Annotated in this window: 21 protein-coding genes, 1 tRNA gene and 1 pseudogene; 13 read left to right on the top strand and 10 right to left on the bottom strand. The window is 60.8% G+C overall.

Going from position 1 to position 21,292, the window contains the following annotated elements; all coding sequences use genetic code 11:
* Nucleotides 1–48: 48 nt before the first annotated feature.
* The 3 genes from NMB39_RS24765 to NMB39_RS24755 all read right to left on the bottom strand — a co-directional run bounded on the left by NMB39_RS24765 (nt 49) and on the right by NMB39_RS24755 (nt 2,299).
* A complete protein-coding gene (locus NMB39_RS24765) occupies nt 49–1,347 on the bottom strand; it encodes an NAD(P)/FAD-dependent oxidoreductase (protein WP_057021612.1) in 1,299 nt (432 codons plus the stop codon).
* A 60-nt stretch (nt 1,348–1,407) separates the two neighbouring features.
* Complete coding sequence (locus tag NMB39_RS24760; protein ID WP_046070858.1) at nt 1,408–1,581, bottom strand: DUF3094 family protein; 174 nt, start codon at nt 1,579–1,581, stop codon at nt 1,408–1,410.
* Between the two features lie 88 nt (nt 1,582–1,669).
* On the bottom strand, nt 1,670–2,299 hold the full coding sequence (locus NMB39_RS24755) for a DUF1780 domain-containing protein (RefSeq protein WP_057021611.1): 630 nt from the start codon (nt 2,297–2,299) through the stop codon (nt 1,670–1,672).
* A gap of 171 nt (nt 2,300–2,470) precedes the next feature.
* Here NMB39_RS24755 and NMB39_RS24750 point away from each other — a divergent pair, with 171 nt between their 5' ends.
* The gene (locus tag NMB39_RS24750) at nt 2,471–3,160 is read left to right on the top strand and encodes an energy-coupling factor ABC transporter permease (protein ID WP_057021610.1); all 690 of its coding nucleotides are present in this window, start codon (nt 2,471–2,473) and stop codon (nt 3,158–3,160) included.
* Between the two features lie 64 nt (nt 3,161–3,224).
* On the top strand, nt 3,225–3,440 hold the full coding sequence (locus NMB39_RS24745; RefSeq protein ID WP_003171680.1) for a hypothetical protein: 216 nt from the start codon (nt 3,225–3,227) through the stop codon (nt 3,438–3,440).
* Here NMB39_RS24745 and yacG read toward each other — a convergent pair.
* The 4 genes from yacG to NMB39_RS24725 are packed head-to-tail and all read right to left on the bottom strand — an operon-like array spanning nt 3,437 to nt 6,325.
* Nucleotides 3,437–3,637, bottom strand: coding sequence for a DNA gyrase inhibitor YacG (yacG, locus tag NMB39_RS24740; RefSeq protein WP_057021609.1), 201 nt, complete (start codon nt 3,635–3,637; stop codon nt 3,437–3,439). The two genes, NMB39_RS24745 and yacG, sit on opposite strands and share 4 nt — an antisense overlap.
* Nucleotides 3,634–4,257, bottom strand: a complete 624-nt coding sequence (gene coaE / locus NMB39_RS24735) for a dephospho-CoA kinase (protein WP_494339940.1) — start codon at nt 4,255–4,257, stop codon at nt 3,634–3,636. Before coaE ends, yacG begins: the two co-directional genes overlap by 4 nt.
* Nucleotides 4,254–5,120 (bottom strand): prepilin peptidase, encoded by an 867-nt coding sequence (locus tag NMB39_RS24730; protein WP_494339941.1) that lies wholly within the window; start codon nt 5,118–5,120, stop codon nt 4,254–4,256. Before NMB39_RS24730 ends, coaE begins: the two co-directional genes overlap by 4 nt.
* On the bottom strand, nt 5,117–6,325 hold the full coding sequence (locus NMB39_RS24725) for a type II secretion system F family protein (RefSeq protein WP_494339942.1): 1,209 nt from the start codon (nt 6,323–6,325) through the stop codon (nt 5,117–5,119). Before NMB39_RS24725 ends, NMB39_RS24730 begins: the two co-directional genes overlap by 4 nt.
* A 201-nt stretch (nt 6,326–6,526) precedes the next feature.
* On the opposite strand from NMB39_RS24725, the gene NMB39_RS24720 reads away from it, so the two are divergent.
* The 3 genes from NMB39_RS24720 (at nt 6,527) to NMB39_RS24710 (ending at nt 7,533) form a co-directional block, all read left to right on the top strand.
* The gene (locus NMB39_RS24720; RefSeq protein ID WP_057013848.1) at nt 6,527–6,940 is read left to right on the top strand and encodes a pilin; all 414 of its coding nucleotides are present in this window, start codon (nt 6,527–6,529) and stop codon (nt 6,938–6,940) included.
* 64 nt (nt 6,941–7,004) lie between these two features.
* Nucleotides 7,005–7,080 (top strand) — tRNA-Thr (locus tag NMB39_RS24715).
* Between the two features lie 147 nt (nt 7,081–7,227).
* Nucleotides 7,228–7,533 carry a DUF6388 family protein gene (locus NMB39_RS24710; RefSeq protein ID WP_057021605.1) on the top strand — a complete coding sequence of 102 codons (306 nt, stop codon included), beginning with the start codon at nt 7,228–7,230 and terminating at the stop codon, nt 7,531–7,533.
* 46 nt (nt 7,534–7,579) lie between these two features.
* On the opposite strand, the gene nadC is transcribed toward NMB39_RS24710, so the two are convergent.
* A complete protein-coding gene (gene nadC / locus NMB39_RS24705; RefSeq protein ID WP_057021604.1) occupies nt 7,580–8,428 on the bottom strand; it encodes a carboxylating nicotinate-nucleotide diphosphorylase in 849 nt (282 codons plus the stop codon).
* Nucleotides 8,429–8,673: 245 nt separating this feature from the next.
* Here nadC and NMB39_RS24700 point away from each other — a divergent pair, with 245 nt between their 5' ends.
* From NMB39_RS24700 to NMB39_RS24675, 6 genes and pseudogenes are all read left to right on the top strand, one after another.
* Entirely contained in the window at nt 8,674–10,827 is a 2,154-nt protein-coding gene (locus NMB39_RS24700) for a DUF1631 domain-containing protein (protein ID WP_057021603.1), read from the top strand.
* Between the two features lie 61 nt (nt 10,828–10,888).
* Nucleotides 10,889–11,449 (top strand): 1,6-anhydro-N-acetylmuramyl-L-alanine amidase AmpD, encoded by a 561-nt coding sequence (gene ampD / locus NMB39_RS24695; protein ID WP_057021602.1) that lies wholly within the window; start codon nt 10,889–10,891, stop codon nt 11,447–11,449.
* Complete coding sequence (gene ampE, locus NMB39_RS24690) at nt 11,449–12,285, top strand: regulatory signaling modulator protein AmpE (RefSeq protein ID WP_057021601.1); 837 nt, start codon at nt 11,449–11,451, stop codon at nt 12,283–12,285. The genes ampD and ampE overlap by 1 nt, the downstream gene beginning before the upstream one ends.
* A 651-nt stretch (nt 12,286–12,936) precedes the next feature.
* Nucleotides 12,937–14,028: pseudogene (locus tag NMB39_RS24685) on the top strand (methyl-accepting chemotaxis protein); the annotation flags it as partial.
* Nucleotides 14,005–14,934 (top strand): methyl-accepting chemotaxis protein, encoded by a 930-nt coding sequence (locus NMB39_RS24680; protein ID WP_494343372.1) that lies wholly within the window; start codon nt 14,005–14,007, stop codon nt 14,932–14,934. The pseudogene NMB39_RS24685 and the gene NMB39_RS24680, both read left to right, overlap by 24 nt.
* A gap of 125 nt (nt 14,935–15,059) precedes the next feature.
* Nucleotides 15,060–15,488, top strand: coding sequence for a hypothetical protein (locus NMB39_RS24675; protein WP_057021599.1), 429 nt, complete (start codon nt 15,060–15,062; stop codon nt 15,486–15,488).
* Here NMB39_RS24675 and NMB39_RS24670 read toward each other — a convergent pair.
* On the bottom strand, nt 15,435–16,211 hold the full coding sequence (locus NMB39_RS24670) for a TatD family hydrolase (RefSeq protein ID WP_057021598.1): 777 nt from the start codon (nt 16,209–16,211) through the stop codon (nt 15,435–15,437). The genes NMB39_RS24675 and NMB39_RS24670 overlap by 54 nt on opposite strands.
* 2 nt (nt 16,212–16,213) lie before the next feature.
* Entirely contained in the window at nt 16,214–17,209 is a 996-nt protein-coding gene (gene cra, locus NMB39_RS24665; RefSeq protein WP_057021597.1) for a catabolite repressor/activator, read from the bottom strand.
* A 293-nt stretch (nt 17,210–17,502) separates the two neighbouring features.
* On the opposite strand from cra, the gene ptsP reads away from it, so the two are divergent.
* The gene (gene ptsP, locus NMB39_RS24660; RefSeq protein ID WP_464005690.1) at nt 17,503–20,361 is read left to right on the top strand and encodes a phosphoenolpyruvate--protein phosphotransferase; all 2,859 of its coding nucleotides are present in this window, start codon (nt 17,503–17,505) and stop codon (nt 20,359–20,361) included.
* Nucleotides 20,362–21,282: a 1-phosphofructokinase gene (pfkB, locus tag NMB39_RS24655; RefSeq protein WP_057021595.1), complete on the top strand. Its 921-nt coding sequence runs from the start codon at nt 20,362–20,364 to the stop codon at nt 21,280–21,282.
* The last annotated feature ends 10 nt before the right edge of the window (nt 21,283–21,292 follow it).

The raw sequence follows: 21,292 nt of genomic DNA, 5'->3' as shown, positions 1-21,292 counted from the left end.
ACACACTGCTATCGGGAGCAAGCCCCCTCCCACGGGAGTTATGCGTTGTTAGTGGAGTTTGAGGCGCGGTTCGGTGCCTCGGCCAATCTTGCTCCCCAACATCAGCATCGCCGTACGGAAGAACCCATACAGCGCCATCTGGTGCATGCGGTACAGCGACACATAGAACATCCGCGCCAGCCAACCTTCCAGCATCACACTGCCGGTCAGGTTGCCCATCAGGTTGCCCACCGCTGAGAAGCGCGACAGCGAAATCAACGAACCGTAGTCGGTGTACTTATAGGTTGGCAGTTCCTTGCCTTCAATGCGCAATTTCAGCGATTTAGCCAACAGCGAAGCTTGCTGATGTGCAGCCTGGGCCCGTGGCGGTACATTGCGGTCGGTGCCCGGTTGCGGGCAGGCAGCGCAATCACCAAAGGCGAAGATGTTTTCGTCGCGGGTGGTTTGCAGGGTTTGCAGCACCTGCAGCTGATTGATGCGGTTGGTTTCCAGGCCATCGATGTCCTTGAGGAAACCCGGTGCACGAATCCCGGCCGCCCATACCTTGAGGCTGGCGGGAATCACTTGCCCGCTGCTGGTGATCAGGGCGTCGGCAGTCACTTCACTGACCGCCGAGTTGGTCAGCACGGTCACCCCAAGTTTCTCCAGGGTTTTATGCACCGGCCCGCCGATGCGTTCCGGCAGCGCAGGCAATACCCGCGGGCCGGCTTCGATCAGGGTGATGTGCATGTTTTCTGGCTTGATACGGTCCAGGCCATAGGCGGCCAGCTCATGGGCGGCGTTATGCAGCTCGGCGGCCAGCTCGACGCCGGTGGCGCCAGCGCCAACGATGGCAACGCTGATTTGTTCAATGGCATCGGTCTGCCCGGCATGGGCGCGCAGGTAGTGGTTGAGCAGTTGCTGGTGAAAACGCTCGGCCTGCTTGCGGGTGTCGAGGAACAGGCAATGTTGCGCCGCACCCTCGGTGCCGAAGTCGTTGGTGGTGCTGCCCACAGCAATCACCAGGCTGTCATAGCCCAGTACGCGTGCAGGCACCAGTTCGCGACCTTCTTCGTCGAGAGTGGCAGCCAGCTGGATTTTCTTCTGTTCGCGGTCAAGCCCGCTCATGCGCCCCAGCTGGAACTCGAAGTGGTTCCATTTCGCTTGGGCAACATAGTTGAGTTCATCTTCAGAAGAGTTCAGCGAGCCGGCAGCTACTTCGTGCAGCAGGGGCTTCCAGATGTGGGTCAGGTTGGTGTCCACCAGCGTGATGCTGGCCTTGCCGCGCTTGCCCAGGGTCTTACCCAGGCGGGTAGCCAACTCCAGGCCGCCGGCGCCGCCGCCGACGATAATAATACGATGGGTCATGGGGATATCTCGCAAGGCTAAAAGAAATCGGAGCAGTTACCCTCGCGAGCGCCAGGCAGCTCATAGCGTCAGGTAACTCAATAGGCGGCTCAGCACACCGAGCCCGATCACCACTACCAGCACCACGCAGAGGAGCAGCCACGGCCGGAAAGGCTTGCGCTCGACTCTGTTTTGGGAGAGTTGCAGGTACTCTTCGACATGCTGTTGGTCATCGGGGTTCAGGCGGCTGGTCATAAAGGCCTCGTCAGGTAGACGTTGCAAAAGGGCGCCACGTTACAGCCAGGGGTCGGCGCTATCGCCATAAGCGTAGCCGGTGCCTGTGTCACAGGCTGATGCCAACGTCGAATACTATGCTGCGCCCCAGGTTGTTGCGCAAGAAATCCGGTGCATCCGGGTGGGCGAACAGCACCCGGGCGAAGGTTGGGCCCACCAACGACAGCGAGCGCCAGCCTTGGCGCAAATACTCGGTGGGGGGCGGGAAGTGGCTGTTGAGGTCCAGCACTTCGCGTTTGAGGCTGGCAAAGGCGACGAGATCCAACTCTCCCAGGTCCATGCCGCGCTCTTTGTAGTTGTGGGCTTTTTTACGCAGTGTCGGCGCCAGGCGCAGCAGGAACTCATGGGCCGGGATGCGCCGTGGCTTGGCTTCGCGCCGCACCAGCTGGCTCAAGGAGAACGCGCTGCGCCTGCGCAGCAATTCGTCGCGCCACTCGTCGTTCAGGCGGCGGCCTTCGTCCAGCACGAAAAACACCTCGAAGCTGGCGTCGCGAAACAACACATCCGGCGGCTCCTGGCCTGCGGCGTGAAACTCTTCGACGCGGTAGGGCACGTTCAAGCCTTGCAACAGTCGCTGGCAAACCCAACGCTCACGCTCCCATTTGCGGGCATTGGACAGGAACGCGTTGGCTTGTTCGGCTGCTACGGTGAGCAGGCGCAAATAATCTGAGTCATCCATATTCGCAGCTTAGCGTTCAAATGATGACCACAGGAAGTCTTGCTTGTGCCGCCCCTCCCAGATTTGAATCTCGCTTTGACCCAGACCAAAGTTAAAGCGCAGGTGTAGACTGCGCACTCGGCAGTAAGCCCTGAGGTTCGTGGTGAGGCTTTTTGTAGAGGTAGTGCATCCGTGATCAGTGCAGCTGTTCTGGCGCCATCGACCCTCGGCATCGGCTGGCTGTTGTATGCGCCCGTGGTGATATGGGCGGTGCTGCGCTCGCCGTGGGTCGAGTTGTTCGCCGACCGACGGCGCCAGCATTTGCTGTTCGGAACAGTGTTCGCGCTGTTCATGCTGTGGCTGGTGCGGCGGGATTTCGATACCGGAGTGTCCTATCACTTTATCGGCATGACCGCCGTCACCTTGCTGCTGGATTGGCCGCTGGCAATCGTCGGTGGGTTTGCCGCTCAGCTCGGCCTCATGCTGCTGGGGCGCCAGGACCTGGCAGCGCTCGGTATCAATGGCCTGCTCCTGATCGGGTTGCCGGTGCTGGTCACCGAAAGCTGTGCGCTGCTGGTCGAGCGGGCGCAACCGCGAAACCCCTTCGTGTATATCTTCTGTTCCGGTTTTTTTGCCGCAGCGCTGTCGGCCTTGCTGTGCCTGTTGGCCGGGCTGGGTTTATTGTGGTTTGACGGCCGCTTTGCGATGCCGCAATGGCTGGAGGACTTTGTGGGCTACCTGTGGTTGATCATCTTTCCCGAAGCCTTTATCAACGGCATGGTCATCAGCGCATTGGTGGTGTTCTGCCCGGAATGGCTGGAGACCTTCAACCGTACCCGCTACCTCTCGGCGCCTTGGAAGGACGACGATTCACGGCGTTGATCCAGGTCAAATGCCGGGCAACGGCGCAGGTCCATGCTCTGCAAAATTTTCAGGAGCAGGGATCATGAGTGTGTATGAGTGGGCACGGCAGGAGTTGCGCAGAAGCCAGGATGCGGCGCAGGAAATCGGTTTTGACCCAGGCTTGACCTTGCGCGCCATGCTCAGTGCGGTAGTGCAGCAAAGCAAGGGCGTACGCAGTTTCGAAGACCTGGCCGACGAGCTGCAATACCTCGCAGAAAACCTCGACGACCAGCAGGAATATGCCTTTATGCGGCCTTAGTGGCGTTGTGGCAGGTCTTCGGAAAACAGCTCGTCTTCGGCATCCGGGGCCACGGGGATCTTGTGTTCCTCGGCGGCCCAGGCGCCCAGGTCGATGAGTTTGCAACGGTCCGAGCAGAACGGCCGGTTGAGGTTTTCCGTTTTCCATTCCACGGGGGCACCGCAGGTTGGGCAGTCGACGGTCAAGGGTTGGCTCATGATCGGCCTCCACGCAAAGTAAGGTAAAAGTGGTGCAGTCGCTCGACCTCGCCATGCAGCCAGGCAAGGTCCTGGTCATTGACCAGTACATCATCGGCATGGTTCAGGCGGTCTTCGCGGCTGGACTGGGCCTTCAGAATCGCCTGCACCTGTTGTTCGCTGATGCCATCGCGCTGCAGGGTACGCTGAATCTGCAGCGATTGCGGCACGTCGATCACCAGGATGCGCTGGGTCATGCTGTATTGGCCTGACTCGATCAGCAGCGGTGACACCAGGATCGCGTAAGGCGAACGGGCGCGCGCCAAGTGACTGCGAATTTCCTCGGCGATCAACGGGTGCAGCAGGGCTTCCAGCCACAGGCGTTCTTCAGGGACTTCAAAGATCAGTTTACGCAGCGCGGCGCGGTTCAGCTGACCGTCGGGGTGCAGCACGCCGCTGCCGAAATGCTGGGCAATACACGCCAGTGCCGGCCGCCCAGGCTCGACGACCCAGCGGGCAGCATGATCGGCATCCACCAGGTCGACGCCCAGCTTGATAAAGTGCTCGGCAGCAGCGCTTTTGCCGCTGCCAATGCCGCCCGTGAGGCCAAGAATCCAGGGTGTTGCGACAGAAGTGGTCATCTGAAACCGACAGACTGCAAATAGAAGTCGGTTATTTGACCACCCCAGAGCAATGCAATCCAGCCGGCAATTGCCAGGCAGGGACCAAATGGCATCGGTGCTGACACCGGGGCCTTGCGCAAACGCAATAGAATCAGCCCGGCAATCAAGCCCAACAGTGAGGCCATCAGCAATGTCATCGGCAGTATCTGCCAGCCGCCCCAGGCTCCCAGCAATGCCAATAACTTGAAGTCGCCATGGCCCATGCCATCTTTACCGGTGACCAGCTTGAACAGCCAGAACACGCTCCACAGGCTCATGTAGCCAATGACCGCGCCCCACAGCGCATCGGGCAAGGTCGCCAGCAGGTCGGCGCTGTTGAGGATGAGTCCCAGCCATAGAAGCGGCAGCACCAGCGCATCCGGTAACAATTGATGGTCGAGATCAATCAGGCTCATGCCCAGCAAGCCCCAGCTCAGCAACAACACCGCGCCGGCTTGCCAGCCAAAACCGAAGTGCCAGGCAACAGTGGCCGTGATCAACGCGCAGGCCAGCTCGGTTAATGGATAACGAAGGCTGATGGGCTCACGGCAATGTGCACAACGCCCCCTGAGCAACAGGTAGCTGAGCAGTGGAATATTTTCCCAGGGCCGAATTGGCTGTTCGCAACGGGTGCAGCAGGAATTCGGGCGCATCAGGTTATAGGCCGGCCCGGCGGATGCTGCAGGCAAGCCGAGGATCTCATGGGCCTGGGCACGCCATTCGCGCTCGAGCATTTTTGGCAGTCGCCACGCCAGCACATTGAGGAAACTGCCGACGATCAGGCCCAGCACCAGTGCCATGGCAACAAAAAACCAGGGCCGTTCGGTCAGCAGCAGGATCAAAATGCCGTGCCCAATTGAAAGACCGGCAGGTACAGGGCGATCACCAACGCCCCGACAATGCCCCCCAGTACCACCATGATCAGCGGTTCCATCAGGCTGGTGAGGTTATCGACCAAGGTGTCCACGTCCGCCTCGTAGTGGTTCGCGACTTTTTCCAACATTCGGTCCAGCGTGCCGGATTCTTCACCGATGGCCGTCATCTGGATCGCCATGCCTGGAAATAGGCCATTGCTGGCCATGGCCTGGTTCAATTGCATGCCTGTGGATACATCGTGGCGCATACGTTCAATTGCCTGTTTGAATGGTCCATTGCCGACGGCGCCGGCCACCGAGCCCAATGCCTGCACGAGGGGCACGCCCGCTGCAAACGTGGTCGAAAGCGTGCGGGCGTAACGAGCGACGGCAGAGTTGTGCAGCAGTTTGCCTGCCAGGGGCATTTTCAACAAACCCGCTTGCACCCGATGGCGAAAACCTGGGTAAGCATGGTAAGCCTGGCGAAGCCCTGCCAGCGACGCACCCAAGCCCAGCGCCAGCATCCACCACGCCTGTTGCAGGAATTCGGACAGGGCAATGACCGCCAAGGTAAACCCGGGCAACTGGCCGCCGACGCCGGTGAACAATTTCTGGAATTGCGGCACGACGTGCGTCAGTAGCACCACGCTGACCAGTGTGGCGACCACCAATACCGTGACAGGGTAGGTCATGGCCTTTTTGATCCTGGCTTTGAGCCGTTGGCTTTTTTCCAGATGAATCGCCACGCGCTCCAGTAGGGTTTCCAGGGCACCTGCCTGTTCCCCGGCGGCGACCAGGTTGCAGTACAGATCGTCGAAATAACGCGGGTGTTGGCGCAGCGCATCGGCCAAGCTGTTGCCGCTGGCGATCTGCTGTTTCAAGGCTTTGACCAGGTCACACACCTGCCGGTTCTCGACGCCCTCGCTGATGATATCGAAAGCTTGTAGCAGCGGGATGCCGGCCTTGAGCAATGTGGCCAACTGGCGGGTGAGCAGGGCGATATTCGCAGGCAATATTCGTGGGGCAAAGATCGGCCGTGATGTAGGCTTCTTGCGCACACGCTCGGGGCAGATCCCTTTCCGGCGCAGTTGTGCCTTGATCAGCGCAAGGTCATGGCCAGCAATTTGCCCGGACACCCTGCGTCCCTTGCGGTTGATGCCTTCCCAGGCGTAGATCGTTGAAGTGTCATTCATGTCGGGTCCGCGTAGGCAGCTCGTGAAGAATTTATAGCTTAGCCAGGGGGCGTATCCGGGCAGGCTGGCGTTCAGGAATAAAATGTCAGAATGTGCGTCCTGTACGCGATTGGCGGCGTGGGCATGAGTACACTGGCGCCGTTGCACACTACGGGGCGCAGGACGCGCCTTGTCATGGTTCTATTCTGGAGAGTGAAAGAGATGCGTCAAAAAGGCTTTACCTTGATCGAGTTGTTGATCGTCGTGGCAATCATCGGCATTTTGGCCACCATCGGTTTGCCCATGTACACCAAGCACCAGGCCAAAGCCAAGTTCACGGCGGGGCTGGCTGAAATCAGTGCGTTGAAGGCTGGCTACGAAGACACGATCAACCAGGGCACTGTGCCCACTCTGGAGTTGATTGGTGGCACCAGCCCGACGGCCAACTGCACGATCACCGTGGCGGGTGATGTGGCTTCGGGCGCCGGCTCCATCAGTTGTGAAATTCTCGATGCGCCGGCCCCTGTGCTGGGCAAGACCATCACCTTGATCCGCAGCGCCACCAGTGGCTGGACTTGTGCCACTACGGCTGACGCGCAGTACGTTGCCAAGGGTTGCTCCGCCAACGGAGCGTGACGGCCGCCGGGCGGTAAGCGAGCCAGTTGCTGCATGCCCGATGCAGTGCTAGCTTTAGCCCACCGCCCGTGTAGCTCAGCCGGTAGAGCAGCGCACTCGTAACGCGAAGGTCGCAGGTTCGATTCCTGTCTCGGGCACCAAGGCACCACCGCTTCAAAGGCAATGTTTTCAGATGATCCCAGAATGGTTCTGAAGGCCAGACGAGCCGGCATTCGTGCCCGCTCTTTTGTATCTGCGCAACCTTGATGACCCAGATGCATCCCCATTCCTCGATCTAAGAGAACGACATGACCACGACTGAGATGACCCAGGAAGTTCGGCACCAAGCAGCTCTCGAAAAATATCTCGAGGAGTCGCCGCAGCTTAAAGAAGAGATCAAGGAACTGAGCGCTGACGATCAGCGTGACCAGATCCAGTGGGCATTTGAGGACGAGGCCGAGAGCCAGGGCTACCAGCCTTGGGAACTGACCCTCAAGTACACCTCGACGCCTGAGGCGTTTGAAGCCGCACGGCTGGCCTTGCACAAAGAGGCGGCCGAAGTGCTGGGTGTCGAGTGGGACGAGTATTGCGAGATGAATAATCTTGTAGTTTAAAGCAGCCTGTAGGAGCGAGCTTGCTCGCTCCTACAGTCAAGGCACTTTAGATACTCAGACGCATCGACAGATCCACAGCCTTCAGATCCTTGGTCATCGCGCCAATGGAGATGTAGTCCACACCGGTTTCAGCGATAGGCAGCAGCGTGGTTTCGTTGATCCCGCCGCTGGCTTCCAGCTTGGCCTTGCCGGCGGTCAGGCGCACGGCTTCGCGCATGTCGTCCAGGCTCAGTTCATCCAGCATGATGATATCGGCACCCGCCGCGAGGGCTTCGCGCAATTCTTCCAGGCTTTCCACTTCGATTTCCACCGGCTTGCCCGGGGCGATCTTGTGGGCGGCCGTGATGGCCTGGGTAATACCTCCACAGGCGGCAATGTGGTTTTCCTTGATCAGGAACGCGTCATACAGCCCGATGCGGTGATTATGGCAACTACCGCAGGTGACTGCGTACTTCTGCGCCAGGCGCAGGCCCGGCAATGTCTTGCGGGTGTCCAGCAGCTTGACCTGGGTACTGGCAACAAAGTCCGCCAGGAACTGCGCACGGGTGGCGACGCCTGACAGCATCTGCAGGAAATTCAGCGCACAGCGTTCACCGCTGAGCAGCGAGCGTGCCGGGCCTTCAAGGTGGAACAGCGCCTGGTTGGGGTTGACCCGTTCACCGTCGGCCACCTGCCAATGCACGGCTACCCGCGGGTCCAGTTGGCGAAACACCGCATCTACCCACGCCGTACCGGCGATAACGGCCGCCTCGCGGGTAATGATCGTCGCCTTGGCCAGCCGTTCGACCGGGATCAACTGCGCGGTGATGTCGCCACTGCCGATGTCTTCCAGGAGTGCGCGGCGCACGTTGGCTTCAATTTCGGCGGTGAGGTCGGCGAGACGGAGGTTCGGCATAACAGGCTCCACAAACAAAGTGCCTCGATTATAGGGGCTGCGCGCGTTTGAACCCAGGCTCGCCACTCAATTACCGCGCAAAGGCATAGTTTGCTGGCGCAACTACCCTCATTTGCAAGATAATCTCGCGCCTTGCGATTGGCGTCATAGCTTTGACGTCCTGGTGGTAGCCGGGTGTTTGCAGTGCCTCCCGGGCCTGCCCCCGTTCTTTCCCCCTCTCAACACCGCCGTTTCAGGAGGCCAGGATGCACAATGACGGAAAGGTGGTGCCTTTCAACAGGGCACAGGCCACGCCATCGCCGCTCGCGCGCCTGCCGGTGGTGGTGCTGCAGGTGCGTGACAAGGCTGCGCAACAGTTGCAACAGGGTTTGCAGGAGTTGTTCGATAACGCCGACGACACCCTGTTCGAAATGGCTGACAAAGCCCGTAGCACCGTCGACCATCATATTTTCTTCGAGGCCATGCGCGACCTGCGCCTCAAGCGCAAGAACTTCGAGCGCGTATTCATGGAGCAGCTGTTTGCCGCCTTTGCCGATCTGTGCCTGGCCGGGCGCGGCGACATGCACTTGGTGCCGGTGATGTCTTACGAAGGCGCGTCCGGTACAAGCGCGGATGAGGCGGAAAAAGCCGTGGCCCTGGAAGCGATGCTCAGTCGGGTACGACATCGCGATGGGTTGGCACTGGGGCAGTTGAGTGCGCGATTCAGTGAATTGCTTGGCCGGCGCCTGGATGACCATGAGAACCCACTGGGGCCGGCCCTGCTTTGCGAGTTCTTCCTGCAGGCCGGGCGCAGCCTGGGGGTGGAGATCCGGGTCAAGCTGATCATGCTCAAGCTGTTTGAAAAATATGTGCTCAGCGACGCTGACCTGCTGTACGCCGAGGCCAATCAGCTGCTGATCGCCACTGGGGTACTGCCCGAACTCAAGGCCGTTCCGTCCCGTCGTCCCGGCGCGCCTGCGGCCCGTGATCAGCATCACGCCAACCAGTCGATCGCCGAGCCGCCGTTCGAGCCAAGCGGACAAGAGGCCTTCAGTGCCTTGCAGAAATGGCTGGTGGCCGTGCGTGGCAGCGTAGCGCCGACCCTCGAGGCCAGTACCGAGCCGCAACCCATCGCCCCCCGTGACCTGCTGCGCCTGCTGTCGCATTTGCAGCAGTACGTCCCGGAGCCCGACGCCGAGGACGATTTTGACCTGCGCAATCAGCTTGAGCAGCTACTGACTCGGGTCAGCGTCAAGAGTGGCAGGTCGCGGGTGCTGGAAGAGGCTGACGAAGATGTAATCAATCTGGTCGCCTTGCTGTTTGAGTTCATTCTCGATGACCGCAGCGTGCCGGATGCTTTCAAGGGTTTGATTGCCCGCTTGCAGATTCCGATGCTGAAAGTCGCGGTGCTGGACAAAAGCCTGTTCAGCTGTGCGAACCATCCGGTGCGCCGCTTGCTCAATGAAATCGCGAGCGCCGTCATGGGATGGAACCCGCCTGGGGATAACCCGCGCGACTACCTCTACCTGCGTATCGAGCAGGTCGTACAGCGGCTACTGAATGAGTTTGTCGAAGACACGGCAATTTTTTCCCAGCTACTGGCGCAGTTCAGCGCGTTTACCGCCGATGAGCGCAGGCGTAGTGAGTTGCTGGAGCGGCACACCCATGAAGCCGAGCAAGAGCGCCTGCATACCGAGGCTGCTCGCCAGCGGGTGGCGCAGGTGATCAATCGACGGATTATGGGTAAAACCTTGCCGCAGTTTTTGCTGCGGTTCCTGCAGCAGGCCTGGAGCCAGGTACTGTTGTTGACCACGCTCAAGCACGGCGAACAATCCCTGCCATGGCAAACGGCGCTGCGCACCATGGATGAGCTGATCTGGAGCGTTGGCCTGCAGGAAGACACCGAAGCAGGTCGGCGTTTGCTCGAGCAATTACCTGGGTTGCTCAAGGCGCTGCGTGACGGTCTGGCCAGCGCGGCGTTCGATTCGTTCAGCACCCGTGAGTTTTTCCAGCAGTTGCAGGCCATGCATGTACAGTCGTCAGGGGGCGAGGGCGTCGATGTGCTGGTCGAAGTCCGCGAACCTTTCGTCTTCAGCTCGAGTTTGCCGCCACCCCAAGAGTCTCTGCCCGATGATGATTCCGATTTGCTCAAGGTCCAGCAGTTGCGTATAGGCACCTGGATCGAACTGCAGCAAAACGACGTCCCCATCCTGCGCTGCAAATTGACGGCAATCATGCCCCCTGCCAATACCTATGTTTTTGTCAGTCGTACGGGGCTCAGGGTCCTGGAGCAAACCGCCGGGCAATTAGCCCTGGCCTTCAAGCGTGGCGCGCTGCGCACGTTGGATAATGGCTTGCTGTTCGAACGTGCGCTGGCTGCGGTGATGGGTAACCTGCGTCAACTCAATCGCGGCAAGTGATCGCAACCGCGGGGCGGAACGCGGCATACTGGTAACACTTAGTCTCATTCAAGGAGCCTGTATGCAGTTGGACCCCGCCAGCGGCTGGTGCCAGGGCATCCGTCACTGCCCTTCGCCCAACTTCAACGAGCGCCCTGAAGGCGAAATCTCGCTGTTGGTGGTGCACAACATCAGCTTGCCCCCAGCGCAGTTCGCGACTGGCAAGGTGCAGGAGTTTTTCCAGAATCATCTGGACGTCTCGGAACATCCCTACTTTGAGGGTATCGCGCACCTACGTGTGTCTGCGCATTTTCTGATTGAGCGTGACGGCATTGTGACGCAATTTGTTTCCTGTCGGGACCGAGCCTGGCATGCAGGTATTTCCAGTTTCGAGGGCCGCGAAGTGTGCAACGATTTTGCCCTTGGGATCGAGCTGGAGGGTACGGACGAACTGCCGTATACCGATGACCAGTACAGGTCTCTGATCGACCTGACACGCCAGCTGCTGACGGCCTACCCGAAGATTACCCAACAACGTATTTGTGGTCACAGCGACATTGCCCCGGGGCGCAAGACCGACCCGGGCCCCGCTTTTGATTGGACGCGCTTTCGTAGCGCCCTGCAGGATGGAGGACACGAATAATGAGTTTCCTGGTGTTGGTGTTGGCGGTCTGGATTGAGAAGTTCTCGGCCTTGCGCCTGCGGCTGCAGCGCGACGGAGGATGGCTGCGTGAGCTGGCCAGGCTGGAGTCGAGTCCGCGCATGGGCAAGCGCCCCTGGCTGATCCTGCTGATCATGGTGCTGCTGCCCGTGGCGTTGCTGGCGCTGTTGCTGCTGGTGCTGGAGCCGGTGGCCTATGGCCTGCTGGCATTGCCGGTGCACTTGCTGGTGGTGATCTATAGCCTGGGCCGTGGTGATCTGTTGGCAGGGCTGGGACCGTTTCGTGACGCCTGGCGGCGCGGTGACCTGCAAGCTGCCGAACACGTGGCCGAGCGCGATCTGAATCTTGGCGCGGACAGTGGCGAGCAATTGCTGGAGCGCGTCCAGGGCTACTTGCTGTGGCAGGCGTATCAAAGCTTTTTCGCGGTGATCTTCTGGTATTTCCTGCTAGGTCCGGTAGCCGCCTTGGCCTATCGCCTGTTAGCCCTGGCCAGCGAACATAGCCAGAACCCCTTGGTGGCCGAGCGCGCCACGCAGCTGCGCCACGCGTTTGACTGGTTGCCGGTACGCCTGCTGGCGGCGAGTTTTGCCTTGGTGGGCAATTTCGTCGGGGTCAGCCGTGTGATGCTCCACGAAGTGCTGAGCTGGGACATCAGCGCTGCACAACTGATGGAAAAAGTCGGACTGGCCGCTGCCGAAATTCCGCCGCCGGTGGTGGGTGCCGATGGCATCAACAGCCTGGATCGGCTGTGGGAGCTGCTGCTGCGTGCAGCGGTGCTGTGGTATGCCGGCTTTGCCATCTGGACCGTGTTGCCCTAAACATTGCGGGAGGGGGGCTTGCTCCCGATCTAACTGATGCAGCGCGATCAAAATGTGGGAGGGGGCTTGCCCCCGATGGCGGCCTGACAGCCGACCAGGATGTTGGATCAGACCGTGTACATATCCATTGCTGCGGTAACGGCGGCTATTGGTTCCGCTTTTACAGCGGGTCACTTTTGAAAAGCGCAAAAGTAACCAAACGCTCTTGCCCCACCACTCGGCACCTCGCCCAGGCTCGGTGTGCCCGTAATCCGCCATGGATTTGGGGGGGCGCCGCCACGCGCCATCCATGGCGCGGGGCGGCTAAACCGGCATCCCTGCCGGTTTACCCCCCAAATCCCTGTCGAATTCCGGCCAGCGTGGTTTAACGGGGCGCCTAAGATCAAGATCAAGAGCGGCTCGCTTCGCATCGTGGTTACTGGCGGTCGCTACTTTAGAGTTGTGTCGATACCCATGGCTATCGGGGCAAGCCCCCTCCCACATTGGGTCTCCGCACACGCCGTTAACCTTACGTTACAAAACTCCCCTTCAAATTGAGCTATACAGACAGAGCGCCAAATAGTGGCTTTCTGCCGCCGCCCTGCGCCTCAATAAAAATAAAAGAAGGGGAGGTCACCTGTGAAGAGCTTGCTCTATCCCGCCGTAGCGCTGATGAACCGCCTGAGCTTCGGCATGAAGTTCAGCCTGATCAGTGTGCTATTCCTGCTGCCGATGCTGGCGACCAACTACTATCTGGTGCGTGATTCCTGGCGCGAATTCCAGGGCACTCGCATTGAACTTAAGAGCCTTGACCTGCTTGGCAGCAGCCTGGTGTTGCGTCGCGACCTGGAAACCCTCAACAACCAGGTGCAGATCAACGCCACGCTTGGCCAGTCCGGCAAGGCCGCTGACCTTGAGGCCAGGATCAGCGCCTTGGAGCAGAGTGTGCTGGACCGTTTGCAAGGCTTCAGCGCCGTAGCGACCGAGCCCGAGCACGTCACCGTTTTTGAAGGCAAGCGCGACGAGTTGATCGCCGCGTTCAAGGCGCAGCAACAGGAAAGTTCGTTGCTCAACAAAACGGCGCTGATCGGCAAATTACTTAACCAGGCCCAGATGCTCAGCCAGATTATTGCCAGTCAAGCCGGCTTGAGCCGTGACGCGCAAAGTGATCTACGCCAGCTCTCCGACCTGGTCACCACCGTCACCCCGCAAGTCACCCAGGCCCTGGGGGAGGGGCGTGCGATGGGCGCGTATTCCCTGGGCCAGGGCTTTATCAATTCTGCTTCCAGCACACGCTTTGACGAACTGCTGCAGCAGTTGGAAAAACTCCAGGGCGAATATGGCTTGAAACTGCAGGACGCGCTGGGCGCCAGCCGTGCCGCACACGCTACCCTCGACACCCTGGCGCAAGCCAGCCAGGCCAGCCTCAAGCAAGGCAGCGAATTGTTCGAAGAACAGGTGGTGATGGCCGAGACCCTCGACACATCGTGGCAGGGGTTTTACGACAGCGTCAGCCAACTGATGACCAAGACATATCAACTGGATGACGCCACCTTGGCGTTCATCGGGCAGCAACTGGAGCAACGCCTGGCACAAAACCGACTGCACATGGTGCTGCTGGTCGCGGCCCTGGCGGCGGTATTTGCGCTGATTTTCTACTTATATGCAGGCTTCTTCGTTTCCACTCGTACCACCTTGCGTCGCCTGGGGGCAATGATGGACAAAGTGGCGGCAGGTGACATGACGGTCACCTTCGTAGCCCAAAGCCGCGATGAGCTCGGGGACTTGGGCCAGGTGTTCAATGGCACGGTGGCCAAGATCCACGACTTGATCGAGCGCGTCGGGCATACGGTCAGCCAGGTCGAGCTGCAGGCCGGACAGGTTCAGGCGGTTTCGGCACAGAGTAACCAGGCGGTGTCTGGCCAGCGCAGCCAGATCGAACAAGTTGCGACGGCGATGAACCAAATGTCGGCCACTGCCCAGGAGGTGGCGCGTAGCGCGGCGGTGGCAGTCAACAGCGCACAGAGCGTCAATGATGAAACCGTCAGTGGGCGAGCGCTGGTGCAATCACAGCAAGGCGGTATCGCACGCCTGGCTACGGAGCTTGATGAGTCGGTGCGGGTAATCAACCAGTTGGCCGCCGACAGCCAGGACATCAGCAGGGTTCTGGAAGTGATCAAGAGCATTGCCGAGCAGACCAACTTGTTGGCGCTCAACGCGGCCATCGAAGCCGCCCGCGCCGGTGAACAGGGCCGAGGTTTTGCCGTGGTGGCCGACGAGGTGCGCACCCTGGCCCGACGCACCCAGCATTCCACCGAAGAAATCGAGCAAATGATCAGCCGCTTGCACAGTGGCGTCGGCGCGGCGGTGAAGGCCATGGGCAGCAGCCATGAAATGGCGAGTGGCACGGTGGGGCAGTCGGAAAAAGTCCAGCAAGCCCTGGAGAATATCCTCGGCGCCGTGGGGATGATCGTTGACCAGAACCAGCAGATTGCCGCTGCCGTAGAGCAGCAAACGGCGGTCGCCCAAGACATCGACCAGAATATTGTCGAAATCAATCGCGCTGGCGAGCATGCGGCGCAAGGCGCCCAACAGACCGAAGCGGCCAGCCGGCAATTGTCGGCACAGGTCATTGAGTTGAAGCAATTGATCGGTGCGTTTCGAGTGTAGGAATTTGCTGTGGGATTGAGCTTTGGATTGCGTGGCGCATATCCTGATTTGTCGGACTGTGTTTTATCGCAGCGTGGTTAGGTGAAAATTTATTTCATCCGTCACGGTCACGAGGAGACACGACGATGGCCGCTGCAATCGGTATCAAGGGGCATTGCGCCCAGTGCGACATGACGTTTGAACTCAAGCCTTGGCAATTGAACGCCATTGCCATTGATATACCTTTTGACTGTACGTATTGCCACTGCGGCTTGCAGCTGTGTTGCCTCAAGCAGTTGCGTCAGTTTCGCGCCCTCGACCAGTGGGCGTTGGTGCGCCCGAGCATGATCATGCTGACGTGCGCGACCTTGGTGGTGGCCCTGGTTGCAGAGTGGTTGGGCCTGCTCAGCATGATTGCGCAGTTCAACCTTTCACTGGCTACGGTGTTGATTCATTTCCTGGTCGTGCGCTACGCCCGTCATCGACAGAGGATGACCTTGGAGTTGCAGGTCATCAGCCCGCTACCAGTTGAACAACTCACACGCATTGCGTGTGCTCGTCTCAGCCAGCAATGAAGGGCTGATTGCCATGCGCTGCGCCAGGGCTACGCAGATGTCCGGCAGGTGCTGCGGGCTGTTGCGCTGGTTGGGATACATGGCCGGGGCCATATCCGGCGAATCGGTTTCCAGCACAACAGCGTCAAGGGGCAACTGGGCAAGTACCTTGTGCATGCGCAGGGCTTGGGGCCAGGTGGCGGCGCCGCCCAGGCCAAGTTTGAAACCGAGCTTGATGTACTCGCGGGCCTCCTCGAGGCTGCCGGCGAACGCATGGATGATCCCGCCCCGTGGCAGGCGGATGCGCTTGAGAGTGGCAATCACGGCGGCGTGGCTGCGGCGTACATGCAGCAAGGCCGGCAGTTGGAAATCCAGTGCCAGTTTCAGTTGCGTTTCGAACAGGCTCTGCTGGCGCTCGCGGTCCAGTTGCTCAAGCCAGTAATCCAGGCCGATTTCTCCCACGGCGCATAATTGCCGGTGGCCGCGCAGGCGCGTCAACCAGTCACCCAACTCCAGCAGGTCGGCAGGGCGATGATCATCGAGATACACAGGGTGCAAGCCGAAGGCCGCGAACAAGCCGTCGTCCTGCTGCACCAAATCCCAAAGCCGCTGCCAATTTTTCTGGTATACGCCCAACACCACCATGCGCTGTACGCCGAGTTGACGGCTATGGGCGAGGACTTGCGGGCGATCGTGGTCGAAGTCCGCGAAGTCCAGGTGGGTGTGGGTGTCGATCAGCTCCACGCTCAGGCCTCGTGAATACGCTGCTTGAAGGTCCGGCCAATGGCGTGCACGCCCGGTTGGTACTGTTCTTCCTCAATGGCGGCCAGGGCCAGGCGCAGGGCGGTCTCGGCGATCAACTGGTGTTGCTGGGCCATGGCGTTGACCGGCAGTGGCAGGAAATCCAGCAATTGGGTATCGCCGAAGGTGCCCAGGCGCAGGGGGCGCGACCTGAGGGGGAAGTCATGCAGCGCGTCGAACACGCCTTGCAGCAGTACGTAGGATGTCGTCACCAGCGCGTCGGGCAAATGCCCCAGGCGTTGCAGCAGTTGTTCCATCAACTGTCGGCCGCAGTCACGGCTGAAGGCTTCGCCCTGTTCGATGATCACTTCGCCGGTGAAGCCTTGCAGCGCTTCACGGAAACCTGCAGTACGCTCCTGGCTGATGCTCAACTCGGGGCGTGCGCCGATCAGTGCGATTTGCTTGGGCAGCGGTTGCAGCAGGCTGCTGGTGAGTTGCTGGCAGGCCTGGCGGTCATCACTGACCACCGAGCAGAATTGACTCGGCTCCATGACCCGGTCAATGGCGATCACCGGCAACCCCTTGGCTTGCAGCTCGCGATAGCTGTCATCCGAGGCTGGCAGGCAACTGGCGACGAACAACGCATCGCAACGCCGCGCACGGAACAGTTGCAGCAGTTGGCGTTCGCTGGCGGCTTCGTCATCGGAACTGGCAATCAGCAACTGGTAGCCCCGCGCCCGTGCACCTTGTTCCAGCAGCTTGGCGATGCGTGCGTAACTGGGGTTTTCCAGGTCGGGCAGGATGAACCCCAGAGTGCGCGTGTGCCGACTGCGCAGCCCGGCGGCTTGGGGATTGGGCGTAAAGCCATGGGCCTGGACTACGGCGCGAACACGCTCAACGGTTGCATTGCTGATGCGTTGCTGTTCGGCCTTGCCATTGATGACATAGCTGGCGGTGGTCACGGACACACCGGCCAGACGTGCGATATCACTGAGTTTCAAACCGGGATTTCCTTGTTTTTTAGAGCGTGCCCCGACATTTTGTCCAATCGTAACCGATTCCAGCCCACGACCAATGTCCCAGAGCAAGCGCCGAGTGGCCCTTCTAGCTTGCGCAATTAACGCGTAATCTGCCATAAATTCTAGATTAAACGTTTCAGCAGGCGTATTTTTACGATGTTCGCCACTGAGTGACCACTGCCAATTGACCACTCAGTCAGTTATTTTTGAACGTCTCGCGCTGATTTATTCAAAACAATACCTAGTGCGCACATCGCACTAACTAGGAGAACGGCATGCTTGAGCTCACCGTAGAGCAGATATCCATGGGCCAGGTGGCTGTGGATAAGTCTGCTGCCTTGCACCTGCTCGCTGACAAATTGGTGGCCGATGGCCTGGTTGCCGAGGGTTATCTCAGTGGCTTGCAAGCCCGTGAGGCCCAGGGTTCGACTTTTCTCGGCCAGGGCATCGCCATTCCCCACGGCACGCCAGAAACCCGCGACCAGGTATTTTCCACCGGTGTGCGCCTGTTGCAGTTCCCCGAAGGGGTGGACTGGGGCGACGGCCAGGTGGTCTACCTGGCGATTGGCATCGCGGCTAAATCCGATGAGCACCTGCGGCTGTTGCAACTGCTGACCCGCGCCCTCGGTGAAACCGACTTGGGCCAGGCACTGCGTCGGGCCGGCAGCGCCGAAGCCTTGTTGAAGCTGTTGCAAGGCGCTCCCCAGGAGCTGGCGCTGGATGCGCAGATGATCAGCCTGGGCGTATCTGCCGACGATTTTGAAGAGCTGGTATGGCGCGGCGCACGCCTGCTGCGTCAGGCCGACTGCGTGAGCAATGGTTTTGCTGCAGTGCTGCAACAAGTTGACGCGCTGCCCCTGGGCGATGGCTTGTGGTGGTTGCACAGCGAGCAGACGGTCAAGCGCCCGGGCCTGGCGTTTGTCACGCCGGACAAGCCCATGCGCTACCTCGGCCAGCCCCTGCACGGCCTGTTCTGCCTGGCGAGCCTCGGTGAAGCCCACCAAGCCCTGCTTGAACGCCTGTGTGCCTTGTTGATTGAAGGGCGCGGCCAGGAACTGGGGCGTGCCACCAGCAGTCGTGCGGTGCTGGAAGTGCTGGGCGGCGAATTGCCTGCGGACTGGCCCAGCGCCCGCATTACCCTGGCCAACGCTCATGGCCTGCATGCGCGCCCGGCCAAGATCCTCGCGCAATTGGCGAAGAGTTTCGACGGCGATATCCGTGTGCGTATCATCGATGGCCCGGTGGGCGCCGTGTCGGTCAAAAGCCTGAGCAAGTTGCTCAGCCTTGGTGCGCGTCGCGGCCAGGTACTGGAATTCGTTGCCGAGCCGACGATTGCCGGCGACGCATTGCCCGCGCTGTTGGCCGCGATCGAAGAGGGGCTTGGCGAAGACGTCGAGCCATTGCCGAGCGTGAGCGCCCAACCTGCCCAGGTCGATGTCGAGCCGGTACTCAGTGCGCCACTGAGTGGTAGCCAGCTCCAGGCCATCGCCGCCGCGCCGGGCATCGCCATCGGCCCGGCCCATATCCAGATTCCACAGCTGTTTGATTACCCCCTGCGCGGTGAGTCTGCTGCGATTGAGCGCCAGCGCCTGCACGCGGCCTTGAGCGAGGTGCGCCAGGATATCCAGGGCCTGATCGAACGCAGCCTGGCCAAGGCCATCCGCGAGATTTTCATCACCCACCAGGAAATGCTCGACGACCCGGAACTGACCGACGAAGTCGACACCCGCCTCAAGCAGGGCGAAAGCGCCGAAGCCGCCTGGATGAGTGTGATCGAAGCCGCCGCCAAGCAGCAGGAAGCGTTGCAGGACGCCTTGCTGGCCGAGCGCGCCGCCGACCTGCGCGATATAGGTCGTCGAGTACTGGCGCAACTGTGCGGTGTCGAAACCGTTCAGGAGCCCAGCGAGCCCTACATCCTGGTGATGGATGAAGTCGGCCCTTCGGACGTGGCGCGCCTGGACCCGGCCCGCGTCGCCGGTATCCTTACCGCTCGCGGCGGTGCCACCGCCCACAGCGCCATCGTCGCTCGCGCCCTGGGCATTCCTGCCTTGGTCGGCGCAGGCGCTGCAGTGTTGCTGCTGAACGCCGGCACACCGCTGTTGCTCGACGGTCAGCGCGGTCGCCTGCATGTCGACCCGGACGCCGCTACTTTGCAACGGGCTGTGGTCGAGCGCGATACCCGCGAACAACGCTTGCAGGCGGCGTCGGCCCAACGCCACGAACCGGCGCTGACCCGTGACGGTCACGCCGTGGAAGTGTTCGCCAATATCGGCGAAAGCGCCGGGGTGGCCAGTGCAGTGGAGCAGGGCGCCGAAGGCATTGGCCTGCTGCGCACCGAGCTGATTTTCATGGCCCATCCCCAAGCGCCGGACGAAGCCACCCAGGAGGCCGAATACCGTCGCGTGCTCGACGGCCTCGACGGGCGCCCGCTGGTAGTGCGCACCCTTGATGTGGGCGGCGATAAGCCTTTGCCGTATTGGCCTATCGCCGAAGAGGAAAATCCGTTTCTTGGCGTACGCGGTATTCGCCTGACCTTGCAGCGCCCCAAGATCATGGAAGCGCAACTGCGTGCGCTGCTGCGTTCGGCGGATAACCGACCGTTGCGCATCATGTTTCCCATGGTCGGCAGCGTGGATGAATGGCGTGCAGCCCGGGACATGACCGAGCGCCTGCGCCTGGAAATCCCGGTGGCTGATTTGCAGTTGGGCATCATGATCGAAGTACCGTCAGCCGCCTTGCTGGCGCCGGTACTGGCCAAGGAAGTGGACTTCTTCAGCGTCGGCACCAATGACCTGACCCAGTACACCCTGGCCATCGACCGTGGTCACCCGACCCTGTCGGCCCAGGCCGACGGCCTGCACCCGGCGGTGTTGCAACTGATCGACATCACCGTGCGCGCCGCCCATGCCCACGGCAAATGGGTCGGCGTCTGCGGCGAGTTGGCGGCAGATCCATTGGCCGTGCCGGTGCTGGTCGGCCTGGGTGTGGATGAGTTGAGTGTGTCGGCCCGCAGCATTCCTGAAGTGAAGGCGCGGGTACGTGAATTCAGTCTGAGCGAGGCCCGGGGCCTGGCGCAACAAGCACTGGCGGTGGGTTCGCCTGCCGAGGTGCGTGCCCTTGTGGAGGCCGTGTAGATGGCGAAGATTCTGACCCTGACGCTGAACCCGGCGTTGGACCTCACGGTGCGCCTGGCGCGCCTGGAACCGGGTGCAGTCAATCGCAGTGAAGCGATGCTCACCCATGCGGCGGGCAAGGGCGTGAACGTGGCGCAAGTGCTGGCGGACCTGGGCCATGACGTCAGCGTCGGCGGGTTTCTCGGTGAGGCGAACCCCCAGGCTTTCGATGCGCTGATCAGCCGACGTGGGTTTGGCGATGCGTTCGTTCGCGTGCCCGGCGAAACCCGCAGCAATATCAAAATTGCCGAACAGGACGGGCGTGTCACCGACATCAATGCGCCGGGGCCGCTGGTGAGTGAAGAGGCGCAGAACGCACTGCTCGATAGGGTCGCAATGATCGGCCCGCAATTCGACGCGGTGGTGGTGGCCGGCAGCTTGCCGCGTGGCGTCAGCCCGCAGTGGTTTCGGGGGCTGTTGCAGCAGTTGAAAGGCCTCGGTTTGAAAGTCGCCCTGGACACCAGTGGAGAAGCGTTGCGCACCGGCTTGCAGGCAGGCCCGTGGCTGGTCAAGCCCAATACCGAAGAGCTGGCCGACGCCTTGGATAATGCCACCGATGCCATCAGCCAACTGCATCGGCAGGGCGTCGAACATGTGGTGGTCTCCGACGGCGCTGCGGGTGTGACCTGGTACCGCCCAGGTGCAGCGCTGCACGCCACGCCGCCCAAGGTGACGGTGGCCAGCACCGTGGGCGCCGGCGACTCGCTGTTGGCCGGCATGCTTCACGGCTTGCTCAGCGACGAAGCAGCCGAACAGACCCTGCGCCGCGCCACGGCGATTGCCGCGATGGCCGTAACGCAGATCGGCTTTGGCATCAGCGATGACGCGCAGTTGGCGCACCTAGAAAGCGGCGTCGATGTACGCACGCTGACAGAACAATAAGAGGGTTTGT

The organism is Pseudomonas sp. FBCC-B545 (genome assembly GCF_059134095.1).
This window is presented reverse-complemented; position numbering and strand designations above follow the sequence as displayed.

Excerpts from the sequence above, each read along its gene's own strand:
- NMB39_RS24765 (WP_057021612.1), bottom strand. The coding sequence starts at position 1,347 with ATGACCCATCGTATTATTATCGTCGGCGGCGGCGCCGGCGGCCTGGAG.
- NMB39_RS24675 (WP_057021599.1), top strand. The coding sequence starts at position 15,060 with ATGGCCGCTGCAATCGGTATCAAGGGGCATTGCGCCCAGTGCGACATG.
- nadC (WP_057021604.1), bottom strand. The coding sequence starts at position 8,428 with ATGCCGAACCTCCGTCTCGCCGACCTCACCGCCGAAATTGAAGCCAAC.
- ampD (WP_057021602.1), top strand. The coding sequence starts at position 10,889 with ATGCAGTTGGACCCCGCCAGCGGCTGGTGCCAGGGCATCCGTCACTGC.
- NMB39_RS24745 (WP_003171680.1), top strand. The coding sequence starts at position 3,225 with ATGAGTGTGTATGAGTGGGCACGGCAGGAGTTGCGCAGAAGCCAGGAT.
- NMB39_RS24710 (WP_057021605.1), top strand. The coding sequence starts at position 7,228 with ATGACCACGACTGAGATGACCCAGGAAGTTCGGCACCAAGCAGCTCTC.
- coaE (WP_494339940.1), bottom strand. The coding sequence starts at position 4,257 with ATGACCACTTCTGTCGCAACACCCTGGATTCTTGGCCTCACGGGCGGC.
- pfkB (WP_057021595.1), top strand. The coding sequence starts at position 20,362 with ATGGCGAAGATTCTGACCCTGACGCTGAACCCGGCGTTGGACCTCACG.
- yacG (WP_057021609.1), bottom strand. The coding sequence starts at position 3,637 with ATGAGCCAACCCTTGACCGTCGACTGCCCAACCTGCGGTGCCCCCGTG.
- NMB39_RS24755 (WP_057021611.1), bottom strand. The coding sequence starts at position 2,299 with ATGGATGACTCAGATTATTTGCGCCTGCTCACCGTAGCAGCCGAACAA.
- NMB39_RS24700 (WP_057021603.1), top strand. The coding sequence starts at position 8,674 with ATGCACAATGACGGAAAGGTGGTGCCTTTCAACAGGGCACAGGCCACG.
- NMB39_RS24720 (WP_057013848.1), top strand. The coding sequence starts at position 6,527 with ATGCGTCAAAAAGGCTTTACCTTGATCGAGTTGTTGATCGTCGTGGCA.
- NMB39_RS24725 (WP_494339942.1), bottom strand. The coding sequence starts at position 6,325 with ATGAATGACACTTCAACGATCTACGCCTGGGAAGGCATCAACCGCAAG.
- ampE (WP_057021601.1), top strand. The coding sequence starts at position 11,449 with ATGAGTTTCCTGGTGTTGGTGTTGGCGGTCTGGATTGAGAAGTTCTCG.
- NMB39_RS24760 (WP_046070858.1), bottom strand. The coding sequence starts at position 1,581 with ATGACCAGCCGCCTGAACCCCGATGACCAACAGCATGTCGAAGAGTAC.
- NMB39_RS24680 (WP_494343372.1), top strand. The coding sequence starts at position 14,005 with ATGACGGTCACCTTCGTAGCCCAAAGCCGCGATGAGCTCGGGGACTTG.
- ptsP (WP_464005690.1), top strand. The coding sequence starts at position 17,503 with ATGCTTGAGCTCACCGTAGAGCAGATATCCATGGGCCAGGTGGCTGTG.